Origin of the sequence: Qipengyuania sp. MTN3-11, assembly GCF_042851825.1 — a bacterium.
Classification (GTDB): Bacteria; Pseudomonadota; Alphaproteobacteria; order Sphingomonadales; family Sphingomonadaceae; genus Qipengyuania.
Map to the genome: position 1 here is coordinate 360389 of NZ_BTGM01000003.1, position 20722 is coordinate 381110.

General features: G+C 64.0%; 25 protein-coding genes and 1 tRNA gene. 11 read left to right on the top strand and 15 right to left on the bottom strand.

The features are described 5' to 3' along the window. Position 1: 1 nt before the first annotated feature. Positions 2–1975, bottom strand: a complete 1974-nt coding sequence (gene uvrC, locus ACGHN1_RS12690) for an excinuclease ABC subunit UvrC (protein WP_390551221.1) — start codon at positions 1973–1975, stop codon at positions 2–4. Positions 1976–2146: 171 nt separating this feature from the next. Between uvrC and ACGHN1_RS12695 the strand changes: the two genes are divergently transcribed. The 5 genes from ACGHN1_RS12695 (at position 2147) to ACGHN1_RS12715 (ending at position 8194) form a co-directional block, all read left to right on the top strand. After that, positions 2147–3091 (top strand): division plane positioning ATPase MipZ, encoded by a 945-nt coding sequence (locus ACGHN1_RS12695; protein ID WP_390551222.1) that lies wholly within the window; start codon positions 2147–2149, stop codon positions 3089–3091. A gap of 146 nt (positions 3092–3237) precedes the next feature. Next, entirely contained in the window at positions 3238–4524 is a 1287-nt protein-coding gene (locus ACGHN1_RS12700; protein WP_390551223.1) for an APC family permease, read from the top strand. A gap of 1 nt (position 4525) precedes the next feature. After that, the gene (locus ACGHN1_RS12705) at positions 4526–5710 is read left to right on the top strand and encodes an NAD(P)/FAD-dependent oxidoreductase (RefSeq protein WP_390551224.1); all 1185 of its coding nucleotides are present in this window, start codon (positions 4526–4528) and stop codon (positions 5708–5710) included. A gap of 142 nt (positions 5711–5852) precedes the next feature. Then, a complete protein-coding gene (locus ACGHN1_RS12710; protein ID WP_390551225.1) occupies positions 5853–7400 on the top strand; it encodes a wax ester/triacylglycerol synthase family O-acyltransferase in 1548 nt (515 codons plus the stop codon). After that, the gene (locus ACGHN1_RS12715; RefSeq protein ID WP_390551226.1) at positions 7397–8194 is read left to right on the top strand and encodes an esterase/lipase family protein; all 798 of its coding nucleotides are present in this window, start codon (positions 7397–7399) and stop codon (positions 8192–8194) included. The genes ACGHN1_RS12710 and ACGHN1_RS12715 overlap by 4 nt, the downstream gene beginning before the upstream one ends. Here ACGHN1_RS12715 and ACGHN1_RS12720 read toward each other — a convergent pair. Beyond that, positions 8191–11103 carry a hypothetical protein gene (locus ACGHN1_RS12720; RefSeq protein WP_390551227.1) on the bottom strand — a complete coding sequence of 971 codons (2913 nt, stop codon included), beginning with the start codon at positions 11101–11103 and terminating at the stop codon, positions 8191–8193. The two genes, ACGHN1_RS12715 and ACGHN1_RS12720, sit on opposite strands and share 4 nt — an antisense overlap. A gap of 235 nt (positions 11104–11338) precedes the next feature. Here ACGHN1_RS12720 and infA point away from each other — a divergent pair, with 235 nt between their 5' ends. From infA to ACGHN1_RS12745, 5 genes are all read left to right on the top strand, one after another. Beyond that, the gene (gene infA / locus ACGHN1_RS12725; protein WP_006833527.1) at positions 11339–11596 is read left to right on the top strand and encodes a translation initiation factor IF-1; all 258 of its coding nucleotides are present in this window, start codon (positions 11339–11341) and stop codon (positions 11594–11596) included. Positions 11597–11606: 10 nt separating this feature from the next. Beyond that, on the top strand, positions 11607–12179 hold the full coding sequence (locus ACGHN1_RS12730) for a Maf family protein (protein ID WP_390551228.1): 573 nt from the start codon (positions 11607–11609) through the stop codon (positions 12177–12179). Then, positions 12172–13128 (top strand): ribonuclease E/G, encoded by a 957-nt coding sequence (locus ACGHN1_RS12735; RefSeq protein ID WP_390551229.1) that lies wholly within the window; start codon positions 12172–12174, stop codon positions 13126–13128. Before ACGHN1_RS12730 ends, ACGHN1_RS12735 begins: the two co-directional genes overlap by 8 nt. Next, positions 13125–13313, top strand: coding sequence for a DNA gyrase inhibitor YacG (yacG, locus tag ACGHN1_RS12740; RefSeq protein WP_390551230.1), 189 nt, complete (start codon positions 13125–13127; stop codon positions 13311–13313). Before ACGHN1_RS12735 ends, yacG begins: the two co-directional genes overlap by 4 nt. 84 nt (positions 13314–13397) lie before the next feature. Next, positions 13398–13472 (top strand) — tRNA-Phe (locus ACGHN1_RS12745). A 9-nt stretch (positions 13473–13481) separates the two neighbouring features. Here ACGHN1_RS12745 and ACGHN1_RS12750 read toward each other — a convergent pair. From ACGHN1_RS12750 to ACGHN1_RS12775, 6 genes are all read right to left on the bottom strand, one after another. Then, the gene (locus ACGHN1_RS12750) at positions 13482–14615 is read right to left on the bottom strand and encodes a tyrosine-type recombinase/integrase (RefSeq protein WP_390551231.1); all 1134 of its coding nucleotides are present in this window, start codon (positions 14613–14615) and stop codon (positions 13482–13484) included. Positions 14616–14773: 158 nt separating this feature from the next. Beyond that, positions 14774–15340, bottom strand: coding sequence for a DUF1643 domain-containing protein (locus ACGHN1_RS12755; RefSeq protein WP_390551232.1), 567 nt, complete (start codon positions 15338–15340; stop codon positions 14774–14776). Between the two features lie 653 nt (positions 15341–15993). Then, positions 15994–16305: a hypothetical protein gene (locus ACGHN1_RS12760; protein ID WP_390551233.1), complete on the bottom strand. Its 312-nt coding sequence runs from the start codon at positions 16303–16305 to the stop codon at positions 15994–15996. Continuing rightward, positions 16305–17063 (bottom strand): hypothetical protein, encoded by a 759-nt coding sequence (locus tag ACGHN1_RS12765; RefSeq protein ID WP_390551234.1) that lies wholly within the window; start codon positions 17061–17063, stop codon positions 16305–16307. Before ACGHN1_RS12765 ends, ACGHN1_RS12760 begins: the two co-directional genes overlap by 1 nt. Beyond that, positions 17053–17268: a hypothetical protein gene (locus ACGHN1_RS12770; protein WP_390551235.1), complete on the bottom strand. Its 216-nt coding sequence runs from the start codon at positions 17266–17268 to the stop codon at positions 17053–17055. The genes ACGHN1_RS12765 and ACGHN1_RS12770 overlap by 11 nt, the downstream gene beginning before the upstream one ends. Continuing rightward, on the bottom strand, positions 17265–17495 hold the full coding sequence (locus tag ACGHN1_RS12775) for a hypothetical protein (RefSeq protein WP_390551236.1): 231 nt from the start codon (positions 17493–17495) through the stop codon (positions 17265–17267). Before ACGHN1_RS12775 ends, ACGHN1_RS12770 begins: the two co-directional genes overlap by 4 nt. A gap of 38 nt (positions 17496–17533) precedes the next feature. Between ACGHN1_RS12775 and ACGHN1_RS12780 the strand changes: the two genes are divergently transcribed. Next, a complete protein-coding gene (locus ACGHN1_RS12780; protein WP_390551237.1) occupies positions 17534–18721 on the top strand; it encodes an RNA-guided endonuclease InsQ/TnpB family protein in 1188 nt (395 codons plus the stop codon). Positions 18722–18862: 141 nt separating this feature from the next. Here the strand turns inward: ACGHN1_RS12780 and ACGHN1_RS12785 are convergent, their stop codons facing one another. The 7 genes from ACGHN1_RS12785 to ACGHN1_RS12815 all read right to left on the bottom strand — a co-directional run. Next, a complete protein-coding gene (locus ACGHN1_RS12785; protein WP_390551238.1) occupies positions 18863–19081 on the bottom strand; it encodes a hypothetical protein in 219 nt (72 codons plus the stop codon). Continuing rightward, positions 19081–19437, bottom strand: a complete 357-nt coding sequence (locus ACGHN1_RS12790) for a hypothetical protein (RefSeq protein ID WP_390551239.1) — start codon at positions 19435–19437, stop codon at positions 19081–19083. Before ACGHN1_RS12790 ends, ACGHN1_RS12785 begins: the two co-directional genes overlap by 1 nt. Then, entirely contained in the window at positions 19434–19730 is a 297-nt protein-coding gene (locus ACGHN1_RS12795) for a hypothetical protein (RefSeq protein WP_390551240.1), read from the bottom strand. Before ACGHN1_RS12795 ends, ACGHN1_RS12790 begins: the two co-directional genes overlap by 4 nt. Next, on the bottom strand, positions 19727–19918 hold the full coding sequence (locus ACGHN1_RS12800; RefSeq protein ID WP_390551241.1) for a hypothetical protein: 192 nt from the start codon (positions 19916–19918) through the stop codon (positions 19727–19729). The genes ACGHN1_RS12795 and ACGHN1_RS12800 overlap by 4 nt, the downstream gene beginning before the upstream one ends. A 20-nt stretch (positions 19919–19938) precedes the next feature. Continuing rightward, positions 19939–20187, bottom strand: coding sequence for a hypothetical protein (locus ACGHN1_RS12805; protein WP_390551242.1), 249 nt, complete (start codon positions 20185–20187; stop codon positions 19939–19941). Then, complete coding sequence (locus tag ACGHN1_RS12810) at positions 20174–20506, bottom strand: hypothetical protein (protein ID WP_390551243.1); 333 nt, start codon at positions 20504–20506, stop codon at positions 20174–20176. Before ACGHN1_RS12810 ends, ACGHN1_RS12805 begins: the two co-directional genes overlap by 14 nt. Continuing rightward, a partial coding sequence (locus ACGHN1_RS12815; protein ID WP_390551244.1) for a hypothetical protein occupies positions 20506–20722 on the bottom strand: 217 nt, incomplete at its 5' end. The genes ACGHN1_RS12810 and ACGHN1_RS12815, both read right to left, overlap by 1 nt.

Here is a 20722-nt window from a genome sequence, read left to right on the forward strand (position 1 = left end):
GCTACCCGCCCGCGTGATAGAAATCGTAGATCTGGCGCGCCACGCCCTCGCTGATGCCCGGTGCGCGCTTCAGGTCTTCGAGTGCCGCTGCCCGCACCTTCCCCGCGGTGCCGAAGTGCAGCAACAGCGCGCGCTTGCGCGACGGGCCGATACCGGGAATCTCGTCAAGCGGTGACGCCGTGATCGCGCGGCTGCGTTTGGCCCGATGCGCACCGATGGCGTAGCGGTGGACCTCATCGCGCAGGGTCTGGAGGTGGAACAGCAGGGGCGAGTTGGTCGGCAGGGTTTTCTCGCGTCCGTCGGGGAAGTGAAACACCTCGCGCCCCTCGCGCCCGTGATGCGGGCCCTTGGCGATGCCGATGACCGGGACGCTGTCGGCGATGCCGTGGTCCTCCAGGACTGCCACCACGCTCGAGACCTGGCCCTTGCCCCCGTCGATCAGCAGCAAATCGGGCCAGATCGCTTCGTGCCCCTTCTTGCCCGACTGGACGCCGTCCTCCGGATCGGGCGCCGTCTCGGCAAGTTTTCGAAACCTACGGCCCATGACCTCGCGCATCATGCCGAAATCGTCGTTGGTGGCGGCCTCGCGGATGTTGAACTTGCGGTACTGGCCCTTCTCGAACCCTTCGGGCCCGGCGACGACCATGGCACCCAGCGCCTTGTCCCCCTGGATATGGCTGTTGTCGTAAATCTCGATCCGCCGCGGCGGTTCGTCCAGCTCGAGAAATTCTGCCATCTCGCGAAAGATGCGCGCCTTGGTGCCGCTTTCGGCCAGCCTGCGTTCGAGCGCCTCGACCGCATTGCGGCTCGCCTGCTGCATCAGCTTGCGCCTTGTGCCGCGCTGTGGGATCGAGATGGCGACACCGTGCCCGGCCTTTTCGCACAACGCCTCGGCGATCAACTCCTGCTCCGGCAGTTCGCGATCGACCAGGATCGTGCGAGGCGGTGGCACTTCCTCGTAGAACTGCAGGAGGACGTCGGCGAGCACCTCGGGTTCATCGAGATCGGTGGTGTTCTTGGGAAAGAAGGCGCGGTGCCCCCAGTTCTGGCCGCCGCGGATGAAGAAGGCCTGGACCCCGACCTGACCGCCTTTGCTGGCCAGGGCAAAAACGTCCGCATCGCCCATGCCGCTGGCATTGATCGCCTGGCTGCCCTGGATGAATGTTGCCGCGCGCAACCGGTCGCGCAGGATCGTCGCGGTCTCGAAATCCAGATCCTCGGCCGCCTTGGCCATCTTCTTCTCGATATTCGCCTGGACGGCGCCGGATTTCCCCGAGAGGAAATCCTTCGCTTCCGAGACCAGCGAGGCATAACCCTCCTCGTCGATCCGGCCGACGCATGGGGCCGAACAGCGCTTGATCTGGTAGAGCAGGCAGGGCCGGTCGCGGTTGTTGAAGAAACTGTCTGTACAGCTCCTGAGCAGGAACAGCTTCTGCAGCGCGTTCAGCGTCTTGTTGACCGAACCTGCGCTGGCGAAGGGGCCGTAGTAATTGCCCTTGGCCCGCCGTGCGCCACGATGCTTCATGATCCTGGGAAAGGCATGATCGGCGCGCAGAAGGATGAAGGGAAAGCTCTTGTCGTCGCGCAGCAGGACATTGAACGGCGGACGGTAGCGCTTGATCAGCTGCGCTTCGAGCAGCAGCGCCTCGGCCTCGGAATTGGTAACGACGATCTCCATTCGCCGCGTCTGGCTGACCATGCGCTGCAGCCGGTTGGAAAGCGCCTTCACCTGCGTATAGTTCGCCACCCGGGCCTTGAGGCTCCGCGCCTTGCCAACATAAAGCACGTCGCCCCTCGCATCGAGCATGCGATAGACCCCCGGGCGGGGCTTCAACGTCCGTACGGTATCGCGGATCGCCGTCAGTCCCGTCTCGAGATCGGGTTGGGCACTGGCGACGGTGTAGGTCGCGCGCTCCTCGTGGAAGCGTTCCTTTCCTCGCGGATCGTGGGGGGAACCGGCCTTCGTACGCGACATCGCGTGCAACATAGGCGCGAGGGCACGGATTGGAAGCGTCACGCATTGGCACGCCGCCCATTCGCACCCTTTACAACCTGTGGATAAGCCTAGCATGGTGAATGGCGCCGTTACCCCTTCGATTCGCGGTGGGAAGCGGTCCGTCCGGGTCAGGTGGGGGCGTCGGGATCGATGGCTAGGGAACAGGCGGAACATCCGTCGGTGGTATTGTCGGACATCTGCCGCTGGCCTCGCCCGAAGGCGAACATCATCGTCTTCGCCAACGAAAAAGGCGGGGTGGGCAAATCCACCCTCGCCTTCCACATCGCGATTTCGCTGGCGCGCAAGGGCGAACGGGTGCTTGCGGTGGATCTCGACCGGCGGCAGCTCTCCCTCGCCCGTGCGCTTGAGAACCGTGCCGCCACGGCGCGCAGCCTGGCGGTAAGCCTGCCCGGTCCGACCTCGCTGGTGCTCGCCCACGAGAGCTGGTCCATGCTGATGCAGGAAATCCTGCGCATCGGCACCGAATGCACCACCATCGTCATCGACCTTCCGGGACAGGATACCGCAATGGCACGCCGCGCCATTGCGATCGCCGATCGGCTGGTGACCCCGGTCAACGCCAATTTCCTCGACCTCGACGCGCTTGCGCGGTTCTGCCCGGCGACGCGCCGATACAAGGGCATGCGCAGCTTCTCGGCCATGGTGACGGAACTGCGGGAGGAGCGCCGCGCGCGTCAGATGTCGGACCTCGAATGGGTGCTGGTCAAGAACCGGGTGCGGCGCTGCGAGCGGCTGCAGCTCGAACGTTTCGACGAGGCGATCCGACAGCTGCCGGGGAAGCTCGACCTGAGGCTCGCCAGCGGTCTGAGCGAGCAGGTTTCGCTTCGCGATCTCTACATGTTCGGCCTTGCCCATCGCGACTGTGCCGACCTGCCCGGCCTTAAGGGCATGCGCATTTCGCGCAGCGCCGACCTCGACGAATTGCTCGGCGAGATCGCACCGCTGAACGGGCCGGCCAACGGCGCGGTGAAGACCGCCCTGCGAGCGCGCCCAGCGGCGAAATCAGCCGCGCGCTATCGCCAGTCGCTGCGGCATCATGTCGGGGCGAAAGAGCCGGCGGCGACGATCGCCTGATGGTGCCGGAAGCCTGAACAAACGCACTTTGGGTGTCTTAATTCCCGAATTTCAGACGCCATCTGACGGTCGGACAGCACTCCAATGCAAGCGAAGAGTGTTTGGCATCCCTTGCGCTTGATCCGCTTTCCATGCACCTCGCCGCGGTGAGCAATTCGATCGACCAAGCACCGCCGCGCACCGTCGGCTTCTGGGGAACGGCACTGTTCCCGGTCAACGGCATGATCGGCGCCGGCATCTTCGCCCTGCCCGCCGTCCTCGCCGTTGAAGTCGGCAGCTTCGCGCCCTGGCTGATGCTGGCCGGGGGCATCGCCTTCATGCCCCTGGCACTGTGCTACGCCTGGCTCGCCAGGCGCTTCGAGAACAGCGGCGGCCCGGTGCTTTACGGCGAGGCGGCGTTCGGTCGGTTCGTCGGCTTCCAGGCTGGCTGGGCGCGCTATGCCAGCGCCATTGTAACCGCTGCAGCCAACACCTCGGTCATGGTTGCCTACATGGCGGCGCTGTGGCCGGCGCTGGCCGATCCGGTGATTGAGGCAGGCGCGATCGCGACCATCCTGGCGATCATCACCGGCATCAATCTCGTCGGCATGAGCCGGGCGGTGGGGGCGCTTGGCGTCATGACGGTGATCAAGGTCGTCCCATTGGTCGCCCTCGCCGTCTCCGCGCTCTTCGAGGGCAATCCGGCGATCGGCTTCGCCTTGCCCGAATTCTCCCGCGTAGAGACGGTGGTGCTGCTGACCTTCTACGCTTTCATGGGGTTCGAGGCGGTGGTCGAACCGGCAGGCGAAATCCGCCATCCGCGCCGCGATATCCCGCGCGCGATCGTCACCATGGTCGCCGCGGTCACCGCGCTCTACATGGCGGTGATCTGGGCCTATCTGGCGATCGCCCCGGCGGTCGAGAACGAGGAGAATGCGCTTGCCGGCGCCGCGCTCGACAGCATGGGCGAGATCGGCGCGGTCGCCATCGTCGTCGCCGCGGCATTCTCGATCGCGGCGAACAATTTCAACAGTTCGACCACTCAGCCGCGGATACTTTACGGCATGGCGCAGCGGGGCATGCTGCCGCACTGGTTTGCAAGCGTCTCGCCGCGCTTCGGAACCCCGGCCAACGCCATCCTGTTCACCGGTGCCGCCTCGATCGCGTTCGGTATGTGGGAAGGCTTCGCCGTGCTGGCAGTGGCGGGCACGCTGATCCGGCTGGTGACCTATGGCATCTGCGCCGCCGCGCTACCGGTGCTCGAACATCGGGAGGGGCGCGTGAATCCCATTCACGCCAGCTGCGCGGCAATCGCCATCGGGATCAGCCTGTTCGTCGCCACTCAGGTCGATACGCAGGCGGTGATGGTTCTTGCCAGCCTGCTCGGGCTGGGCACGCTGTTCTATCTCGTCGCCGGGCGGCGCACACCGCAGACCGAACTCCCGGCCGGCTGAAATGCCCGAACGCTACGATGCAATCGTGCTCGGCGCGGGCGCGGCCGGGCTGATGTGCGCCGCGCGGGCCGGGCAACGGGGGCGCCGGGTGCTGATCCTCGAACGCAGCGAAACTCCGGGCCGCAAGATACTGATTTCCGGCGGTGGCCGGTGCAATTTTACCAATATCGGCGCAGAGCCCGTCCATTATCTGTCGCAGAATCCGCATTTCGCCAGGAGCGCGCTGGCGCGCTACACCCCCCGCGATTTCCTCGATCTCGTCGAGCGATACGGCATCGCTTGGCACGAGAAGACGCTGGGCCAATTGTTCTGCGACGGATCGGCACGGCAGATCCTCGACATGCTGCTGGAAGAATGCGCGCGCGGCGGCGCCGAATTGCGGTGCGGAGAAGAGATCGCTCACGTCGATCACGGAGATGCGTTTACCGTCACCACCCGTAGTGGCTGCTACTCGGCACCGGCTCTCGTCATCGCGACCGGCGGGCCGTCGATCCCGAAGATGGGTGCGACCGGTTTCGCCTACGATCTGGCCCGCCAATTCGGCCTCAGGATCGTCGAACCGCGCCCCGCGCTCGTGCCGCTGACGCTGGGCGGCGAGGAAGTGCTGTTCCGCGAGATTTCCGGCGTGTCGGCGCCAGTCGTTGCCGAGGCCGGCAAGGCCCACTTTGCCGAGGCGGCGCTGTTCACCCATCGCGGCCTGTCGGGCCCGGCGATCCTCCAGGCGTCGTCCTACTGGAAGCCCGGCAAAGCGGTGGCGATCGACTTCCTGCCCGATCGCGGTCCCGGCTGGCTGGTCGAACGCAAGCGGACGACGCCGCAAACCACCGCAAGATCGATGTTGCGCGAAGCCCTCTCCGTCCGGCTCGCCGACATCCTCGCAGAGAAACTCCGTCCGATGCTCGACCCGGACCGCGATCTCGGCAACCAGCCCGACAAGGCCCTGCGCGCTGCCGGAGAGCGCCTGTCGCGCTGGGAGTTTCGCCCCAACGGCACCGAAGGCTTCGCGAAGGCGGAGGTGACAGTGGGCGGCATCGCCACCACCGAACTGTCTTCGAAGACGATGGAAGCGCGCAAGGTCCCCGGCCTCTATGCCATCGGCGAAGCGGTCGACGTGACCGGTTGGCTCGGCGGCTACAATTTTCAATGGGCCTGGGCGAGCGGGGTGGCCGCGGGCGAAGCGGTCTGATCCCTAAGTCGGCCCTTTCCCTTCGCGTCAAGTTGACGCCGGTCTGCTTGATGATAGCACTCCCGTTCAGACGGACCCGCAAGAGCGGGGCGTTCCATTTGCGCAAACGCTTCGCTGCTTGAGCGCATGGCGGGAGAACAGGATGCAGCAGCTCCAGGGGATGGATGCGAGTTTCGTCGCGCTGGAAACACGCAACTCGCCGATGCATATCGGCTCGATCCTGATCTACAATCCCGAGACCGCGCCGGGCGGTTTCGTGCGCTTCAAGGACATCCTGGAGTTCTTCGAAAGCCGGTTGAAGCTTTCGACCACCATGCGCCGGCGGCTGGTCCGCGTGCCGTTCGACCTCGATTATCCCTATTGGATCGAGGACCCGGATTTCGATCTGGAATACCACGTCCGCCACGTCGCCCTGCCCGAACCCGGCGACTGGCGGCAGCTGTGCATCCAGGCGGCGCGCATCTTCGCCCGCCCGCTCGATCTCGACCGCCCGCCGTGGGAATTCACGATCGTGGAAGGCCTCGACAATGTCGAGGGCGTGCCCAAGGGCTGCTATGCCTACATCACCAAGGTCCACCACGCCGCGATCGACGGAATGAGCGGGATCGATCTGATGGCGGCCACCCACACCCTGTCGCCCGAGGAACCGCCCCCGCCCGGCGCGGACGATTGGAAACCCGAGAAGGTACCCAACCCGGCAGAACTGCTCGGCCGCAGCTACTTCAATGCGATCACCAACCCCATGAAGCAGCTAGAGGTGGCAGCGAAGGCAGCCACCGGTCTTGCCAAGGCGATCCGTGGCCTCGCCACCAAGGAGTTCGACCTCAGCCGCGAAATGGTCGCGCCGAAGACCCGCTTCAACAAGGCGATCGGGCCTCACCGCGTCGTCGAGGGGGTCAGCGTGCCGCTGGCCGACATCAAGGCGATCCGCGCATTGGCGGATGGCTGCAAGGTCAATGACGTGTTCTTGGCCGTGGTCGGCGGCGGGTTGCGGCGGTATCTCGAGGCGAAGGGCGAGCTCCCCGAGCGCACGCTGACCGCGATGGCCCCGATCTCGGTCCGCGCGGAGGGCGAGAAGAACACCATGGGCAACCAGGTGGCGGCGATGATCGCCCCGCTCGGCACGCATATCGCCGATCCGGCTGAGCGCCTCGCCTACTGCCGCGACCGGACAGTCAATTCCAAGGCGATGACCGACGCCATCGGTGCGCGGAACATGACCGAGATCAGCAAGGTCTCGCCGGCGCTCTACATGGCGCTCGGCGCGCGCCTTTACACAAGGCTGAGCCTCGCGAACCGCGGAGTGGGCCCGATCTACACCACCGTGGTCACCAATGTCCCCGGATCGCCGGTGCCGATCTATTCCGCCGGCGCCCGGCTCGAAAGCATGATGGGGCTGATCTGCCTGACCGACGGCATGGGCCTCGCGCACACGGTCCAGTCCTACGACAAGGAGGCGACCATCGCCTTCACCGCCGATCGCGACATGATGCCCGACCCGGAATTCTACGCGCAGTGCATCCGGGAGAGCTTCGAGGAGCTGCGCGATGCCGTGAACGGGGGCGGCGCGGCGGAAGCGAAAGCCAAGCCCTCGCCCAACAAGCGCGCGCCGCCAAAGAAAGCGGGCACGAAGAAGCCCCGCAGCCGTTCAAAAGCGCCTCCCAAGGCGAAAGGATCGTCCAAATCATGACTGCAGCCACCGCAACCATCGACCGCGCCGACGGCGGCGCCCACCCGCCCAGCCGCCTGCTGACGCTGGCCGAGCCGGGCCGCGCCATGGGCGAACTCGCCAGCTTCTATGCCCTGCGCCCCCTGATGGGCCTGTTGCCCAGGGGCGACGGGCACGGCGTGCTGGTCCTGCCCGGCTTCATGGCGTCGGACGTCTCGACCGCGCCGCTGCGCAGGCTGCTCTGCGATCTGGGCTATGAATGCGCGGGCTGGAACCTTGGGCGCAACGTGCGGGTCGACAACGCCCGGATCGAGGCGATGATGGCCTGCGTGGACGCGCTTCACGAGCGCACCGGCCGCCCGGTCAGCATCGTCGGCTGGAGCCTTGGCGGCGTGTTCGCGCGCGAACTGGCGAAGCAGGCGCCCGAGAAGGTGCGGCTGGTGATAAGCCTCGGCAGCCCGATCAGCGACGATCGGGGCCACACCAATGCCCGCCGCCTGTTCGAATATCTCAACGGGCACGAGCCGGAGCCGATGCGCAGCGGCAATTTCCGCCTGCTCGCCGAGGCGCCGCCGGTGCCGACCACCTCTATCCTGACCCGCACGGACGGCGTGGTCCATTGGCGCGGATCGGTGCAGGCGGATGGCAAGGACAACGAGAATATCGAGGTCGTCGCCAGCCATTGCGGGCTCGGCGTCAACCCGGCGGCGGTCTACGCCATCGCCGACCGGCTGGCACAGCCGGAAGGCGATTGGACCCCGTTCAAGCCGCGCGGGCTCGCCGCGCTGTTCTTTCCGGGGACGCGCCTGAACTAGAACAGTTTCCTGAGTTCGATCCCGAGATAGCGGCCGGTCGGGTCGATTCGGAAAGGCTGGAAGGCGAGCGGAACGATCCCGCTCTCGTCCTCGACCCGGCGGCGCGCGTCGAAGATATTGTCGGCGCGCAGCGACAGGCGCAAATCCTGCAGCCATTCCGCTTCGCTCTCGATCACCTCGCCGAGATTGGCGAACAACCGCAGGTCCACGGTCGCCAGATCGCCGTAGAACAGGTCGCTCGAGCCCGGCAGGCCGTTGCCGCGGACCACCGCCTCACCGATGTAATTGGCCGACGCCCGCACGCCGTAGCCCTGGAAGAAGATGCCGCCCTCGATGCGCGAGGTATGGCGCGGCAATGCGCCACCGGCGATGGTGAACCCGTCGAGCTGGTCGAACAGCGGCCCATTCTCGGCCAGCAGGATCTCGTTTTCCAGCGCGATAGTGTGGTTGACGCTCAAGAAATAGCGTGGCCGCGTGTCGGTATTCTCGCCGCCGCCGCCGAGGAATGCCCCGGGTCCACCGCCGCGACCGCCACGCCCCCCGCCGCGCCGTTCGCCCTCACTCTCGTCCGACTGCTGCCCACGGGCCGCGCACATCCGCTGGCGCAATTGCGCGAGCCGCTCGGGATCGATCTCGCCTGCCTCGTTGCGCAGCCGTGCCAGAACTTCCGGCGGCAGCGCATCGAGATTAGGCGGTTCGGCGCAGATCAGTGTGCGCATGCGGGCGAATTCCTCGGCCCGCTCGGCAGCATCGGCGCGGCAGAACCGATCGCGCAAGGTCTGCAGACGTTCGGGCGGGATGGTGCCGTCGGGATTCCGCAGCCGGGCAATCATCTGTTCGGGCAGGCCCGAAAGATCGGGCGCCTCGCCCTCGGGCGTCGCGCAGAAGCGCTCGCGAATTTCAGCCATTCGTTCCGGCGACATCGCGAACATGCCGCCGCCCGGGCCGCCTGGCCGTCCCCCGGCGGGTGCCGCTCCGGCGGGTGCGCCGCCGCTACGGGGTCCGCCGCCGCCGCGCTCTTCGCGCTCCGGCGGCGGCGATCCGATCTGACCGCCGACGTTGAAGCCGAAGGACAGCGTCTTGCTGCGGGTCTCGAACAGAGTCACCGGCCGGCGATCGACCGCGAGCAAGCGGTTCGACGCATCGCGAACCACCCGGTCCGGAAAGGCCGCCTCGAAAGCGGAGGTAAAGGCCGGGCTCGACAGCGTGACATCGTCCGAACTGTTGACCGCATAGTCGACCTGCAGCCGCGCGCGCTCCCAGAAGGGCAGCTCCCAATTGGCGGAGAATTTCCAGTCGGCTTGCGTTTCCGCGACCAGATTCGGGTTGCCGCCGGTCACCACGTCGGCAAGAACGCTTTGCCCGGTTGCGTAATCGAACACGGGCACGTTGAATTCGCTGATAACGGGATCGCCGAGCGCCGAAAGGCTGGGAGCCACTTCGCGGAAGATGCGCGATGCCGAGAGGCTGAGATTGTCGAACGGTTCCCAGGTGACACCCAGTGTCCAGTCGTAGAGCGTACCGAAATCGCTCAGCCGGTTGAACCCGGCCTGGCCGTTGAGCGAGATCGTGCCGATCCCATCGAGGAAACCCTCGCGGCGGCTGGTGACTGGAACGACGACGCTGAGGCCGCCGGACAGATCGCCGCGGGTCAGGCGGCTCGAGATCGCGCTGCGGGTATCCTCGCTCTCGATCCGGTTCCAGTCGTAGCCGAGATCGATGGTGGTGCTGACCTCCCCGCCTGGCAGCAGGATCGGCTGGCCCCGCAATGTGGCGAGCGTACTGGCATTCCACAGGGTTGAATCCGCGCGGTCGCGCCCGGCGTCGGCCAGGGCCGGCAGCGGCCCGTCGATCGCAAGAATTCCGGCCGCCGCCGCATCGACGAGCGACTGGGCGTCGACCCGCCGTTCGGTCAGCGTACGGGTATCGGTCCAGCCGGCGTCGTAGGTGGCAGTGAACTGGAAGTCGCCGATGGGCTTGTCGAAGCTGCCCGAGGACGCGATCGAATTGCTTACACGGTCGCGGGTCAGCGGGTCTTCCGCGTTGAAGGTGCGGAAGGCACTGCTGCCGTCCGGCGCCGTCAACGTCACGCCATCGATCCCCGAGAGGCTGAGGCTTTCCTCGCGGTTGCCGGTGAGGTTGAGGCTGATCGAGCTGCCGCTGTCGATGAAGGCCTTGGCGTAGTTCGCCTCGGCTTGGTAGCTCGCGCTGTCGGCGACGAGGCTGCGGAAACGCAGCGGGTCGGGGTCGGTTGAGACATCGCTCTGCTGCCCCGCGACTAGCACCAGGTCGCGCTCGCTCTCGGTCAGCAGCGAAGCGTCGTTCGCCTCGAGATTGACATTGATCCGCGCACCGTCGGTGATCTGGAGCAGGGTGAATTCCTGCTCGTTGCGCGAGAAGCCGCCGCGATCCGGCTGCTCGTAGCCAACCTCGATTTCCTTGCTCGAATAATTGTTCTTGAGGATGAAGTTCACCACCCGGCGGTCGGGGGAATAGCCGAAGCGCTGAGCAACCTCCTCGGGGAACACTTCGACCTTCTCGATCGCCTCGGGCGGATAGGAGCGGAATTCACGGAAGGAGCCGATGCGCACGCCGTTGATCAGAAAGATCGGGCGTCCGCCGCCGTTGCGCCCCCGGGCGCTGCCCGTTGCGGGTTCGAGTTGAGCGATGACGTCCGCGATCGAACCGGCGCCGAAGGCCTTGATGTCCTCCGCATCGTATTCGACGATCGGGGGCTGTTCGACATCGAGCTGACCGCGCAAGCGGTCGGCGCGCACCACGATGACCTCCCCTTCTTGTAGGATCTCTTCTTCCAGAACCTCGTCGGCGGTCGGCTCGTCGGCTTCCTGACCGAGCAGGGGCGAAGCTGCGCACAGCGCCAGCAGGGAAACGGTGGTGGTAAAGCGCACGGGAGCGGACCTCTCGAATTTCTCGTCGTCCCCCCGGACGCAGCTCTTTGCGCGAAGCGGCAATGAGGCGCAATGGTTCCCGATGTAACGAAATGTCGCTGGTCGAGCGAGTGTCCGCTTTCGTCGGATAGCCTCGCGCAATCCCGCAAATGCTATCGCCCTTCCCTTTTTATCGGCCCGCCTGTATGGCGCGCGGCCTAACGAAGTCACATACATTCAAGGACAGAAAGACTGCATGGCCAAGGAAGAACTGCTCGAAATGCGCGGGCGCGTGGTCGAACTGCTGCCCAACGCGATGTTCCGGGTGGAGCTCGAGAATGGCCATGAGGTGCTGGGCCACACTGCCGGCAAGATGCGCAAGAACCGCATCCGAGTGCTGGTGGGGGACGAGGTGCTGTGCGAGCTCACCCCCTACGATCTGACCAAGGCGCGCATCACCTATCGCTTCATGCCCGGACGCGGCGGACCCGGCCAGGGCCCGGGACCGCAGTAACGATCCGCCGGTGACGGCGCCTCACCTCACTCTCGCATCGGCCAGCCCACGACGGCGCGAGTTGCTGGCGCGGCTCGGCGTGGTACCCGACGCGATCGTTCCCGCCGATATCGACGAGACCCCCTGCCGGGGCGAGCTTCCCCGCGACTACGCGCTCCGGATGGCGCGCGAGAAGGCGATGGCGCTGGAAGCAGAGGGCTTCGTGCTGGGTGGCGATACGGTGGTTGCAGCGGGCCGTCGCATCCTGCCCAAGACTGAGGACGAGGGGAGCGCGCGGGCGTGTCTGGAACTTCTGTCGGGCCGCCGCCATCGTGTTCTCTCCGCGATTGCGTTGAAAACGCCCGATGGCAGCCTGCAGGAACGGCTCAGCGAGAGCGTGGTGCGTTTCAAGCGCTTCTCGGACCAGGAAATCGCTGCCTATCTCGCGAGCGACGAATGGCGGGGAAAGGCTGGCGGCTACGCCATTCAGGGCGCCGCAGAAGGCCTGGTCGCCTGGCTCGGCGGAAGCCATTCGGGGGTCATGGGTTTGCCGCTCTACGAAACGCGTTCGCTGCTCAAATCGGCGGGATTTCCGATTGGCTGAATGGCTGGTCGAGGAAGGGATCGGCGAGATCCGGGCCCTGCTGGTCGAGGGCGACACGGTGCTCGCATCCCGGCTGCGCTGGCCGGCTGAACTCCATGCCGGACAGACGGTCGAGGCGAAGTTGGTATCGCGAGCCACCGGCGCCAAGCGGGGCACGGCGCTAAGTGCCGACGGGACCGAAATCCTGCTCGACCGCTTGCCGGGCGACACCTCGGAAGGCGCTTCCTTCCCGGTCGAAATCACCCGAGCGGCGATCGCCGAGCGGGGACGCTACAAGCGCCCGCTCGGGCGCATAGCCGAACCATCGCCGAGCCTTGGTATGGACCCCTTTTCCGATGCCCGGCGCGTGGCGCGTTTCGCGCCAGGGCATTGGGAAGCCGTATGGGACGCGGCATGGGACGCCAGCGTGGCATTCCCGGGCGGCAGCCTTCTGTTTGCGGTGACGCCGGCCATGACCGTGATCGACATCGATGGCGGGTTGCCGCCGGCCAAGCTCGCAGTGGCTGCGGTCGCGCCCATCGCGCGCGCCTTGCGTCAGTTCGACTGCGGCGGTTCGGTGGGGATCGATTTTCCCAGCCTGGAGAGGAAAAGCGATCGCAAGGCCGTGGATGCGGCGCTGGGAGAGGCGCTGGCGGGGTGGCCGCACGAGCGCACGGCGATGAACGGTTTCGGCTTCGTCCAGATCGTCTCCCGGCTCGAGGGACCATCGCTGCTCCAGCGGATGGCGAATGCGCGCGTGGGCATGGCAGCCCGAATGGCCATCCGCCGGGCGGAAATGACCAATGGAACCGGGCCGATCCTGGCACTCGTTGCCCATCCCGCGATAGCTGCCAAATTCAAGCCCGATTGGCTGGCAGAACTCGCCCGGCGTACGGCGAAGGAGGTCCGGGTGGAGAGCGACCCCGGCATTGCACTGAATGCCGCCCATGCCCAGATGGTTGAGCGATGACCACCGCCAAGCCCTGTCCGATCTGCCGTAGGCCGCGCAAAGAGGAACACGCTCCGTTCTGCTCGTCGCGCTGCCGCGATCGCGATCTCGCTCGCTGGTTCGGAGATCAATATTCCGTCCCCGGCCGCGCAGCTTCGCCCAACGAAATAGCCCGAGAGGTTACCGGCGGCGAAGACCCGGACTAATTCCCCCTTGCAATGGCGGACGCGCTTGGCCATAGGCGCGGCTCGCTCGCAGGTGGTCCTTCGGTCCGCCGACGCCGTGGCGACGCCTGGGTAGCTCAGTGGTAGAGCAGACGACTGAAAATCGTCGTGTCGGTGGTTCGACTCCGCCCCCGGGCACCACCACTTTCTTTAAGTGCTTGCATTTGCGTCACTTTCCGAAGGTTGGACAAACCCCTCGGGGTGTAGGTTGGACAATTCCAGCGCCTCAATCCGGTCCATAAGCTTGTCGGACAGTGCTGCCCGCTCCGCCTTGGAGCGGTAGCCCACGAAGGTGTCCGTTTTCTTATGCCCCGTGACCGACTGCCCCTCTGCGTCTGTAGAACCCGTGTCCGCCGTTCGCCTCGCGAGCGCGCGCCGTAAGCCGTGAATCGTGCAATGCGGCAATCCAGCTTCGTCGGCCCATTTGCGGAAACGATTGCCTAGTCCTGCGACGGTGAATGGCTTTCCGAATTGTGTGGTGACTAGGTGGCGGATCGGAGCCGCTGGCAAGGCTTCCAAAGCATCCCGGGTCGTGGGCAGCATGCGCACCGATGCCTCGTTATTGCCCTTCACATGGGCCACGACAATGCGACCGGCTTTGATGTCGTCCCGGGTCAGTGTGGCGACGTTGCAGCGCCGTGCTGCTGTGTTGAGCGCTAGTTCCAGCGTCAACCGCGCCATCGTGCCCAGCGGATGAGCTTGGCGGAATGCCGCGATCTCTTCCTCACTCCATGTATGAAATTCGCTTTGCTTTCCGAAAGGGGTTGTCTCTCGGGCGGCATTGAACGTGATCCATTGCAGGGCGATCCCGTATTGCAGCAGCACGGCCATCTTTTTTCGGAGGTCATCGGCAGCCCCGGGGCGATCATCCATCGCGCCGAATATGGTTTCCAGCCAACCGACTGTAACGCTGGCCGTGGGCCTTGCCCCGTAACGCCTCCCCTTACGATCAGTTCGATCAAAGAACCGTTCATACACCCGGGTCTGCGCGTATCGGGTGCGCTCCGCCTTCTTTTTCCAGCCCGGGGATTTTTTCATCCGCCGGAATAGATCGTCCAGGCTGCGAGGCTCTACGGCTTGCTGGGACTTGATCTCCCGCCCTTCCGCCTTCACCTCTAGGGCCTTCGCCAGCGAGGCGTAAAACTCTTTTGTCCCGGGTTTGCCTTTCAGGTAGGAGCTTTTGTGCCCAGCTTTTCGGAACCGATACCGGGTTTTGCCGTGACGGTCCTTCACTGGCCGCACGTTGTCTGGGAGCTTAAACGTCATCGTCGGTCCAATCGTCATGACCCGGGGGCGGTCCCGATTCACCGATAATGATCTCAATCCGTCGCTTGTCAAAGTCGAGAACGACCCGGGCACGCTTAAGCTTCGCCGCAGCCTTGGTGGCGCGATCGATGTCAGCTTGCGTGATCCGGGCCGGCGCACTCATCTTGAAGCCTCGCTCATGCTGCGGAACGCCACAAGACAGCAGGCGTTAAAGGATCGATCCTGTGCTTGCCGCGAGCCATAGGGTGTATCGGGGCTCCGCTCTTGGTTTTGCCCCAACACCAGAGATCGGGCCAAGGTGCTTCGCCGGACTGGATTTCCTCAAGGACACTTTCAGTCCAATCGCTATCCCAAGCAATGTTACCGAAGCAGACGAATACCTGATCCGCCGCTTTTGCCATTCGGACAACATCATCTCGATTAGCGAAAAGCTCGTCTCGATCCCCCCACTCGCCGTTTAATGCTCGCTCTACGCGCGCTTTGTTTTCACTTGGCGAAGGGGTGACGAAGGGCGATAGGTTGCCTGCGTCGTAGCGCGCGAAACCCCAGTGCTCGAACCACCGGTTCCACCAGCGTGAGGTATTGTCCTCTCTATCGCCACCAGCGTCTGATGGATTGCACCCAAGGACGAATGCGCTTTTGCCCTGCCCCCAAGAGCGCGAAAGACGACGGCGGACACCGGGGCGCGGAAAATAGGCCGACCTACGTATGATCGGTTCGCCAAAAAGATCGAGTGCGTCCATTACTCTGTCCACCCCTTTCATGCCGCGATCCTTCCGAGAATGCGCGCCAGCAACCCCCGCGGCTTCTCAACCGGCAGGCGGTAGTCCATGCTTCGGATAGGACCGTGCCCGACATAGCCGCCGTTGAAGCAGCGGGAATGCGCCGTGCGGTTGCTGTCCCGGCTCATTGCGGTTCTGCCTGGTTGGCGAGGGCGCGGAGAGAGGCTCTTACGGCTTCCCCCAGAGGGGTCAGTTGCGGCCCTACTCTGCCATCGTATTCTTCAACGAGGCCGTTCACTTTGAACGTCAAAAAATCAGACGGGAAGAGTCGCTCGGCGGGGGTATGCATAAACGTGCACCTAAAGGCAGCACCGAGCCGATAGTGAGGGCCATTGTCTGCCAGTTTCGCAGCTATCCGATCAGCAAGCGCCCGCAGTTCCTTAGCATCCCGCGCCGCTTGCGATGGTTTCAGGGGTTTGGGTGAGTGGGTCATGGCTTTTCTCCGTGCATCATCGCGACAACGGCGGCCAACTGCGCGCCGGTCAGGACGCTGGGCTGCATGCGAACCGATGGCTTCTTGCGATCAAGCCATGTCCGATACTTGGCTTTGTGCGCCGCTCGGCCCTTGGCTTTCCGGCGCTTAGCATCGCGCTGCGATTGGCGGGTTCTCTTGCTCATCTGGGTAGGCGCGTTTCTTCGCGGCTTGGCGCTTGGTCACTGCACAGCCCAGCGTCGATGAAGGCTTTGAGGACAGTAGCGGGCGTCCTGCTCAAACCTCGCGCCCACTTTTCCAGTTCGGCCTTGGTCCAGCCTTCAGTTTTCGCATCGGTGCGAGCGAAACAAAGTCCTTCGTGATGCATGGCCGCGATGATCGACAAGGCCGCATCGCGTGGTTGCCAATCGACATAGAGACTGGCGCTGACGGCTTCGGCAAGAAAGTCGATCAGTTCTTGTTCGTCGGCCGTCCAGACAACTTCGTCGCCCATTACCCTCTCCCGTTTAGGATTTGATCGATACGGTCGGAAATGTCGCGCAAGTCCTCCTTCCAAGCGAGGTTGCCGGTCAGGTCGTGGATTTGCTGGAAATGCTCCCGCGCCTCCCGCAGCAACTCCACAGCATCGTCCGATGGCTTTGGGGTGGGCTGGGAGAGGGCCTCGGGTAGAATGCGCGCGGCATCCACCCATGCCTGCCTATAAGCGACAGACTTCTCGCCGCAGATTGCCACAGCGTCTGCCTGTCGATTGCATTCGCCGATGATCTTCCCCACCACATCCGCAGCCGGAGCAGCATCGGGTTTGCGGAGGGCTGCGACGATTGCCAGATGGTTTTCCATGATATGCAATCCGAACTCTTCTGGCGTATGGTCGAAGATCGTCAGGCCATCATCGCGGGTCGCAGCATCGAACATCGCAAGAAGCTCGGTTACGGCATCCCCGCTCGGTTCGGCAGGGGGCTGGGATAGGGCTGCGCGGCGGTGACGGGTGGACGGCCTGCCATTAATGTCGAGCGGGAATGCGGCTTCGGCAGGTGCGGCGTGTTCCATATTGCCGAACACCATCAAGTAACGCCCATCGGAAAGGGCGATGCTTCCAGGGCGATACCCGTGCCCACTACACGATGCGACCGTCGCTAGATCCTCGGTATTAAGCGCATCGACCAGATCGGCGATCTCAGGATCGCACCAGACTGTTGGTTCTCCGGTCTTGTCGCGGCGTAATGTAACCATTTTGTTTTCACGAGTCATCGGTTTGCTCCTCATCATCGTGCGCCCAACCCATGCGCCCCATGTGCGCCCCGCAAGCCGCGCAACGCATAAGCGGGAAGTCGCCGGTCCGGTCTTCGGTCAAGGTGTAGGTCTTGTTCCGACAGTGTTTGCAGCAGATGAAAGCCATCATGTCCGACTCAGTGTGCGGACTGCTGAAAGCGAGGTGGATCACGTTATCGGTCATGATTCCCCCAGCGGGCGGTGACCCGGTTCGTGATGATGAAAGACTTGCCCGAGGTCGCGGCAATCGAACGCCTCGCCACACTCCTCACATTGGAGGAAATGTTCGCTTTCGTCGGTTGGTTGCTCACCCACTCGACTGCCGATGATACCTGTGGCGATATTGTTCGTGCGAGGGTCCGCCTGCGTTACCGGCAGCAGCCCCTCGGCGGTTTGTGGTTTTGAAGTCATGACTAGGGGTTCCTTTTCGCGGCGAAATCTGTTACGAAATGCAGGTGCTTCGCACTCAAAAATACAGGCTTTATCCCACTGCCGAGCAGGCCGAAAAACTGGCCGAGTTCGCGCGCGTGGTGCGATTTATCTACAATTTGGCTTTGGAGCAGAGGCGAGACTTCTGGCGCCAATTTAAGCGAGCAACTGGCAAATCCTTGAACTACGTCTCGCAAGGTCGCCAGCTTACCGAGCTTCGAGCTGAGAATGATTGGATCGCGGCAGTCCCGGCAAATTGTCAGCACAGCGCGCTGCAGGACCTCGACAAAGCGTTCGCGAAGTTCTGGCGCGGAGGTGGCTACCCTCAGTTTCGCAAGGCAGGCACCCACGAAACCTTTGAAGTTAAGGCTGCAGATACCGGAACCCGACCTCTCAACCGAAAGTGGTCGCAAGTTCGCGTTCCGAAGATTGGTTGGATCAAATACCGCGACACTCGCCCGATCAGCGGCGACATTCGCTCGACCCGCGTTGTCTGCGAGGGTGGCAAATGGTTCGCCTGCATCGGCGTGCGCACGGAGCATGAGGCCTCTGCCTCTGCCTTGGCTGCTGTCGGTATCGACCGGGGCGTGACGCTGGCTCTTGCTATGTCGGACGGCAACACTGCCACCGTTCCTCACTCGCTTGTCGATCTGGATAAGGCTGCCCGAAGGGCCGGCCGCGTTCTGAGTCGCCGTAAGCGCGGGTCCGCTCGGTATCGCAAGCAGCGTTCTGTACTGGCTGCGACGAAGACAAAGGCGACGCGAGTTCGCCGCGATTGGCAGCACAAGGCAACCACGGCGATCTGCCGAGATTACGGAACGGTCGTGATTGAGGCACTGAATACGAAGGGCATGACGCGCCGTGCCCATGAAAAGGGAGTGGCCCAGAAACGAGGTCTCAACCGTTCGATTCTCAACGTGGGCTGGGGCAGCATTGAGATGATGCTGACCTACAAACTGGAAGAGCGCGGCGGGACCCTCATCAAGATCAATCCCGCCTACACATCCCAAACGTGCAGCGCCTGCGGCACCATCGACAAAGGGAGCCGCGAGAGCCAAGCGCGCTTCGTTTGCACGAGCTGCGGGCACTCTGAAAACGCCGACATCAACGCGGCGAAGAATATCCTCCGGCAAGGCCTGCCGGGCGTGGACGGTGGCGGTTGCGCCCCGGTTGAAGCGCGAACTATTCACCCTCGCCTCGCGGCGTAGGGAGAGGCCGAGGCGCTTTGGGTCGATTGATCCGTGAAGTGCTCCCCCAAGCACTCGCGAACCGCACCCCCTCATCCAAGAGCACAGCCAGAGCAGCCATCCCGAGCAGGGCGAAGAAGATGGTTAGGGACACAGCGAACATCACAGCCGAGCCTCCACTTGCTTGCGAGAAAGGCCGGTCAGGGCCTCCAATTCGGTCCAGAAGGCTTCGTTCGCAGCGAGAGCCTGGTTCTCTTCGAGAGCGTATTCGCCCCCGGCCATGCTGGCGCGGCGTGCAGCGCGTTCCAGCTTCTCCGCCTGACCCCAGCGCTGTTCCAGCGTCGGTGCGGTCGGCGGCAGCTTGTGGGCATACATTCCCATCACATCACCCCCGGCATGAAGTTGGCAGCACGGGCGCGCAGTTCGGGAGAGTATTCCCAGAGCTTGCCGGTCCGATGCTCGAACATCGCGCAGTCGTGATCGAACTGCTCCTGCGCCGCGTATTCCGCGAAGATGCGCTCGATGTCCGCGATCCACAGCGCACGGTCCTCGCCCGATGCCCTGGCCGCATCGTGGCAGTAGGTGGACAGCTCGTTGTCGATACCGTCAGCGTCGGAGGCGATAGTGCGGAGGCAGGCGGTTTCGCGGGGGGTGTCGCGGCACTTTTCCCAGCGTTCGACCCAAGAGGTCAGGCACAGATCGGGGTGCGCGGGGAGGATGGCGGAGAGGAAGCTCATTTCGATTCTCCCCGGCAGGAGGCGGTGAGGGTGCGAAGATCGTCTAGGGCGTCTTTCGCTTGCTTCCGCAATGCATCGTCGTTGCGACCAGTGACTATCTGCTCGGCCACGGTTAACCGACCATCGTAAGCATCGATCAATCGGGATGCCGCCTCCACCAGTTCGGCCACTTGGTTGGTGCGGTGGGCCGCGACGATCAGCAGATTGTCCGCGCTCTTCGGAACATCGAGCAAGTTGAGCAGATCGGCGTCGCACGGCAGCACCGTCACGCCCTGAGTGGTGGGAGGGATCATGCTTCACCTCGGGCGTACTTTTCGCCGCAAAAGGGGCAGAACGAAGGGACCGCCAGCGCAGGCCCCTTCCGGACGCGCTTCTCGACCTTCTCCGTCATCAGGTGCGGAAAGGTGTAGCCGGCCCCGTCACGACCGAAACCGAACGTGACACCCAGCTTCGTGTTGTGATCCGCCAGCTTGGCGTTCATCTCATCGATGCAGTTGCAGCTCATTTCGCTTCTCCCCGATGGGAGGCGAGGGCTGCCATGCTGTCGTTAATCGCCTTGTGAACGACCCTTGTGCACTTCGGGCAAAGGTCACGAGAAATGCTGGCGTCGGCAACGGCGCAACCTTGGAAGTCCAGTGCGTTCGCTTTGACGTGCAGCTTGGTCCAGTCGCTGGGCATCCGCTCTTCGACTTCTGCCTTGCAGCCGTCGCATACGAACACCTTTTGCGCAGGGATATTACGCTCGGCCATCAATAATCTCCGCAATGACAGGGTTGATCTCTGGATTGTCCGTCGCGGCGATGATGCGGTTCAGGCACTCTTGCGCATCAATGCCATCAGGTGGCAGGTAATCCCGCACGGCATCCACGACTGCCCGAAGTGCTTCCCGAAGCATGAGACCGTGCGACGCAGCCACGACGAAGTTTTCACCGTTCTGATTGCCGTTCTCCGCCGCCTTTATTGCATTGCGCAGAGTGTGGATTGCGCGCTCAGCTTGGGGTTCGGATGCCATCCAGCGGTCGCACTGCTCCACCTTCACGCCCTGTGTGGTGGGGTTCTGGGAGGTCATCAAGCCACCTCCACCAGCTTACCATTACGGCAAGTATACCACACACCGGCCCTAATGCCGTCGCGTCCGGTGATGCCGCAAGCGTTGGAAGCCAGCTCGTAGCGATCGTTGAACTCGGAGCAGTAAAGCGCCTGCCCGTCGCCCTCACACATGACCTTGCCGCCATAGGCATGAGACATGGCCGCGCCGCAAGTGCCGCTGTTCGATGCCGCGCCG

Excerpts from the sequence above, each read along its gene's own strand:
- uvrC (WP_390551221.1), bottom strand. The coding sequence starts at position 1,975 with ATGTCGCGTACGAAGGCCGGTTCCCCCCACGATCCGCGAGGAAAGGAA.
- ACGHN1_RS12695 (WP_390551222.1), top strand. The coding sequence starts at position 2,147 with ATGGCTAGGGAACAGGCGGAACATCCGTCGGTGGTATTGTCGGACATC.
- ACGHN1_RS12705 (WP_390551224.1), top strand. The coding sequence starts at position 4,526 with ATGCCCGAACGCTACGATGCAATCGTGCTCGGCGCGGGCGCGGCCGGG.
- ACGHN1_RS12710 (WP_390551225.1), top strand. The coding sequence starts at position 5,853 with ATGCAGCAGCTCCAGGGGATGGATGCGAGTTTCGTCGCGCTGGAAACA.
- ACGHN1_RS12715 (WP_390551226.1), top strand. The coding sequence starts at position 7,397 with ATGACTGCAGCCACCGCAACCATCGACCGCGCCGACGGCGGCGCCCAC.
- infA (WP_006833527.1), top strand. The coding sequence starts at position 11,339 with ATGGCCAAGGAAGAACTGCTCGAAATGCGCGGGCGCGTGGTCGAACTG.
- yacG (WP_390551230.1), top strand. The coding sequence starts at position 13,125 with ATGACCACCGCCAAGCCCTGTCCGATCTGCCGTAGGCCGCGCAAAGAG.
- ACGHN1_RS12750 (WP_390551231.1), bottom strand. The coding sequence starts at position 14,615 with ATGACGATTGGACCGACGATGACGTTTAAGCTCCCAGACAACGTGCGG.
- ACGHN1_RS12755 (WP_390551232.1), bottom strand. The coding sequence starts at position 15,340 with ATGGACGCACTCGATCTTTTTGGCGAACCGATCATACGTAGGTCGGCC.
- ACGHN1_RS12760 (WP_390551233.1), bottom strand. The coding sequence starts at position 16,305 with ATGGGCGACGAAGTTGTCTGGACGGCCGACGAACAAGAACTGATCGAC.
- ACGHN1_RS12765 (WP_390551234.1), bottom strand. The coding sequence starts at position 17,063 with ATGACTCGTGAAAACAAAATGGTTACATTACGCCGCGACAAGACCGGA.
- ACGHN1_RS12770 (WP_390551235.1), bottom strand. The coding sequence starts at position 17,268 with ATGACCGATAACGTGATCCACCTCGCTTTCAGCAGTCCGCACACTGAG.
- ACGHN1_RS12775 (WP_390551236.1), bottom strand. The coding sequence starts at position 17,495 with ATGACTTCAAAACCACAAACCGCCGAGGGGCTGCTGCCGGTAACGCAG.
- ACGHN1_RS12780 (WP_390551237.1), top strand. The coding sequence starts at position 17,534 with ATGCAGGTGCTTCGCACTCAAAAATACAGGCTTTATCCCACTGCCGAG.
- ACGHN1_RS12785 (WP_390551238.1), bottom strand. The coding sequence starts at position 19,081 with ATGGGAATGTATGCCCACAAGCTGCCGCCGACCGCACCGACGCTGGAA.
- ACGHN1_RS12790 (WP_390551239.1), bottom strand. The coding sequence starts at position 19,437 with ATGAGCTTCCTCTCCGCCATCCTCCCCGCGCACCCCGATCTGTGCCTG.
- ACGHN1_RS12795 (WP_390551240.1), bottom strand. The coding sequence starts at position 19,730 with ATGATCCCTCCCACCACTCAGGGCGTGACGGTGCTGCCGTGCGACGCC.
- ACGHN1_RS12800 (WP_390551241.1), bottom strand. The coding sequence starts at position 19,918 with ATGAACGCCAAGCTGGCGGATCACAACACGAAGCTGGGTGTCACGTTC.
- ACGHN1_RS12805 (WP_390551242.1), bottom strand. The coding sequence starts at position 20,187 with ATGGCCGAGCGTAATATCCCTGCGCAAAAGGTGTTCGTATGCGACGGC.
- ACGHN1_RS12810 (WP_390551243.1), bottom strand. The coding sequence starts at position 20,506 with ATGACCTCCCAGAACCCCACCACACAGGGCGTGAAGGTGGAGCAGTGC.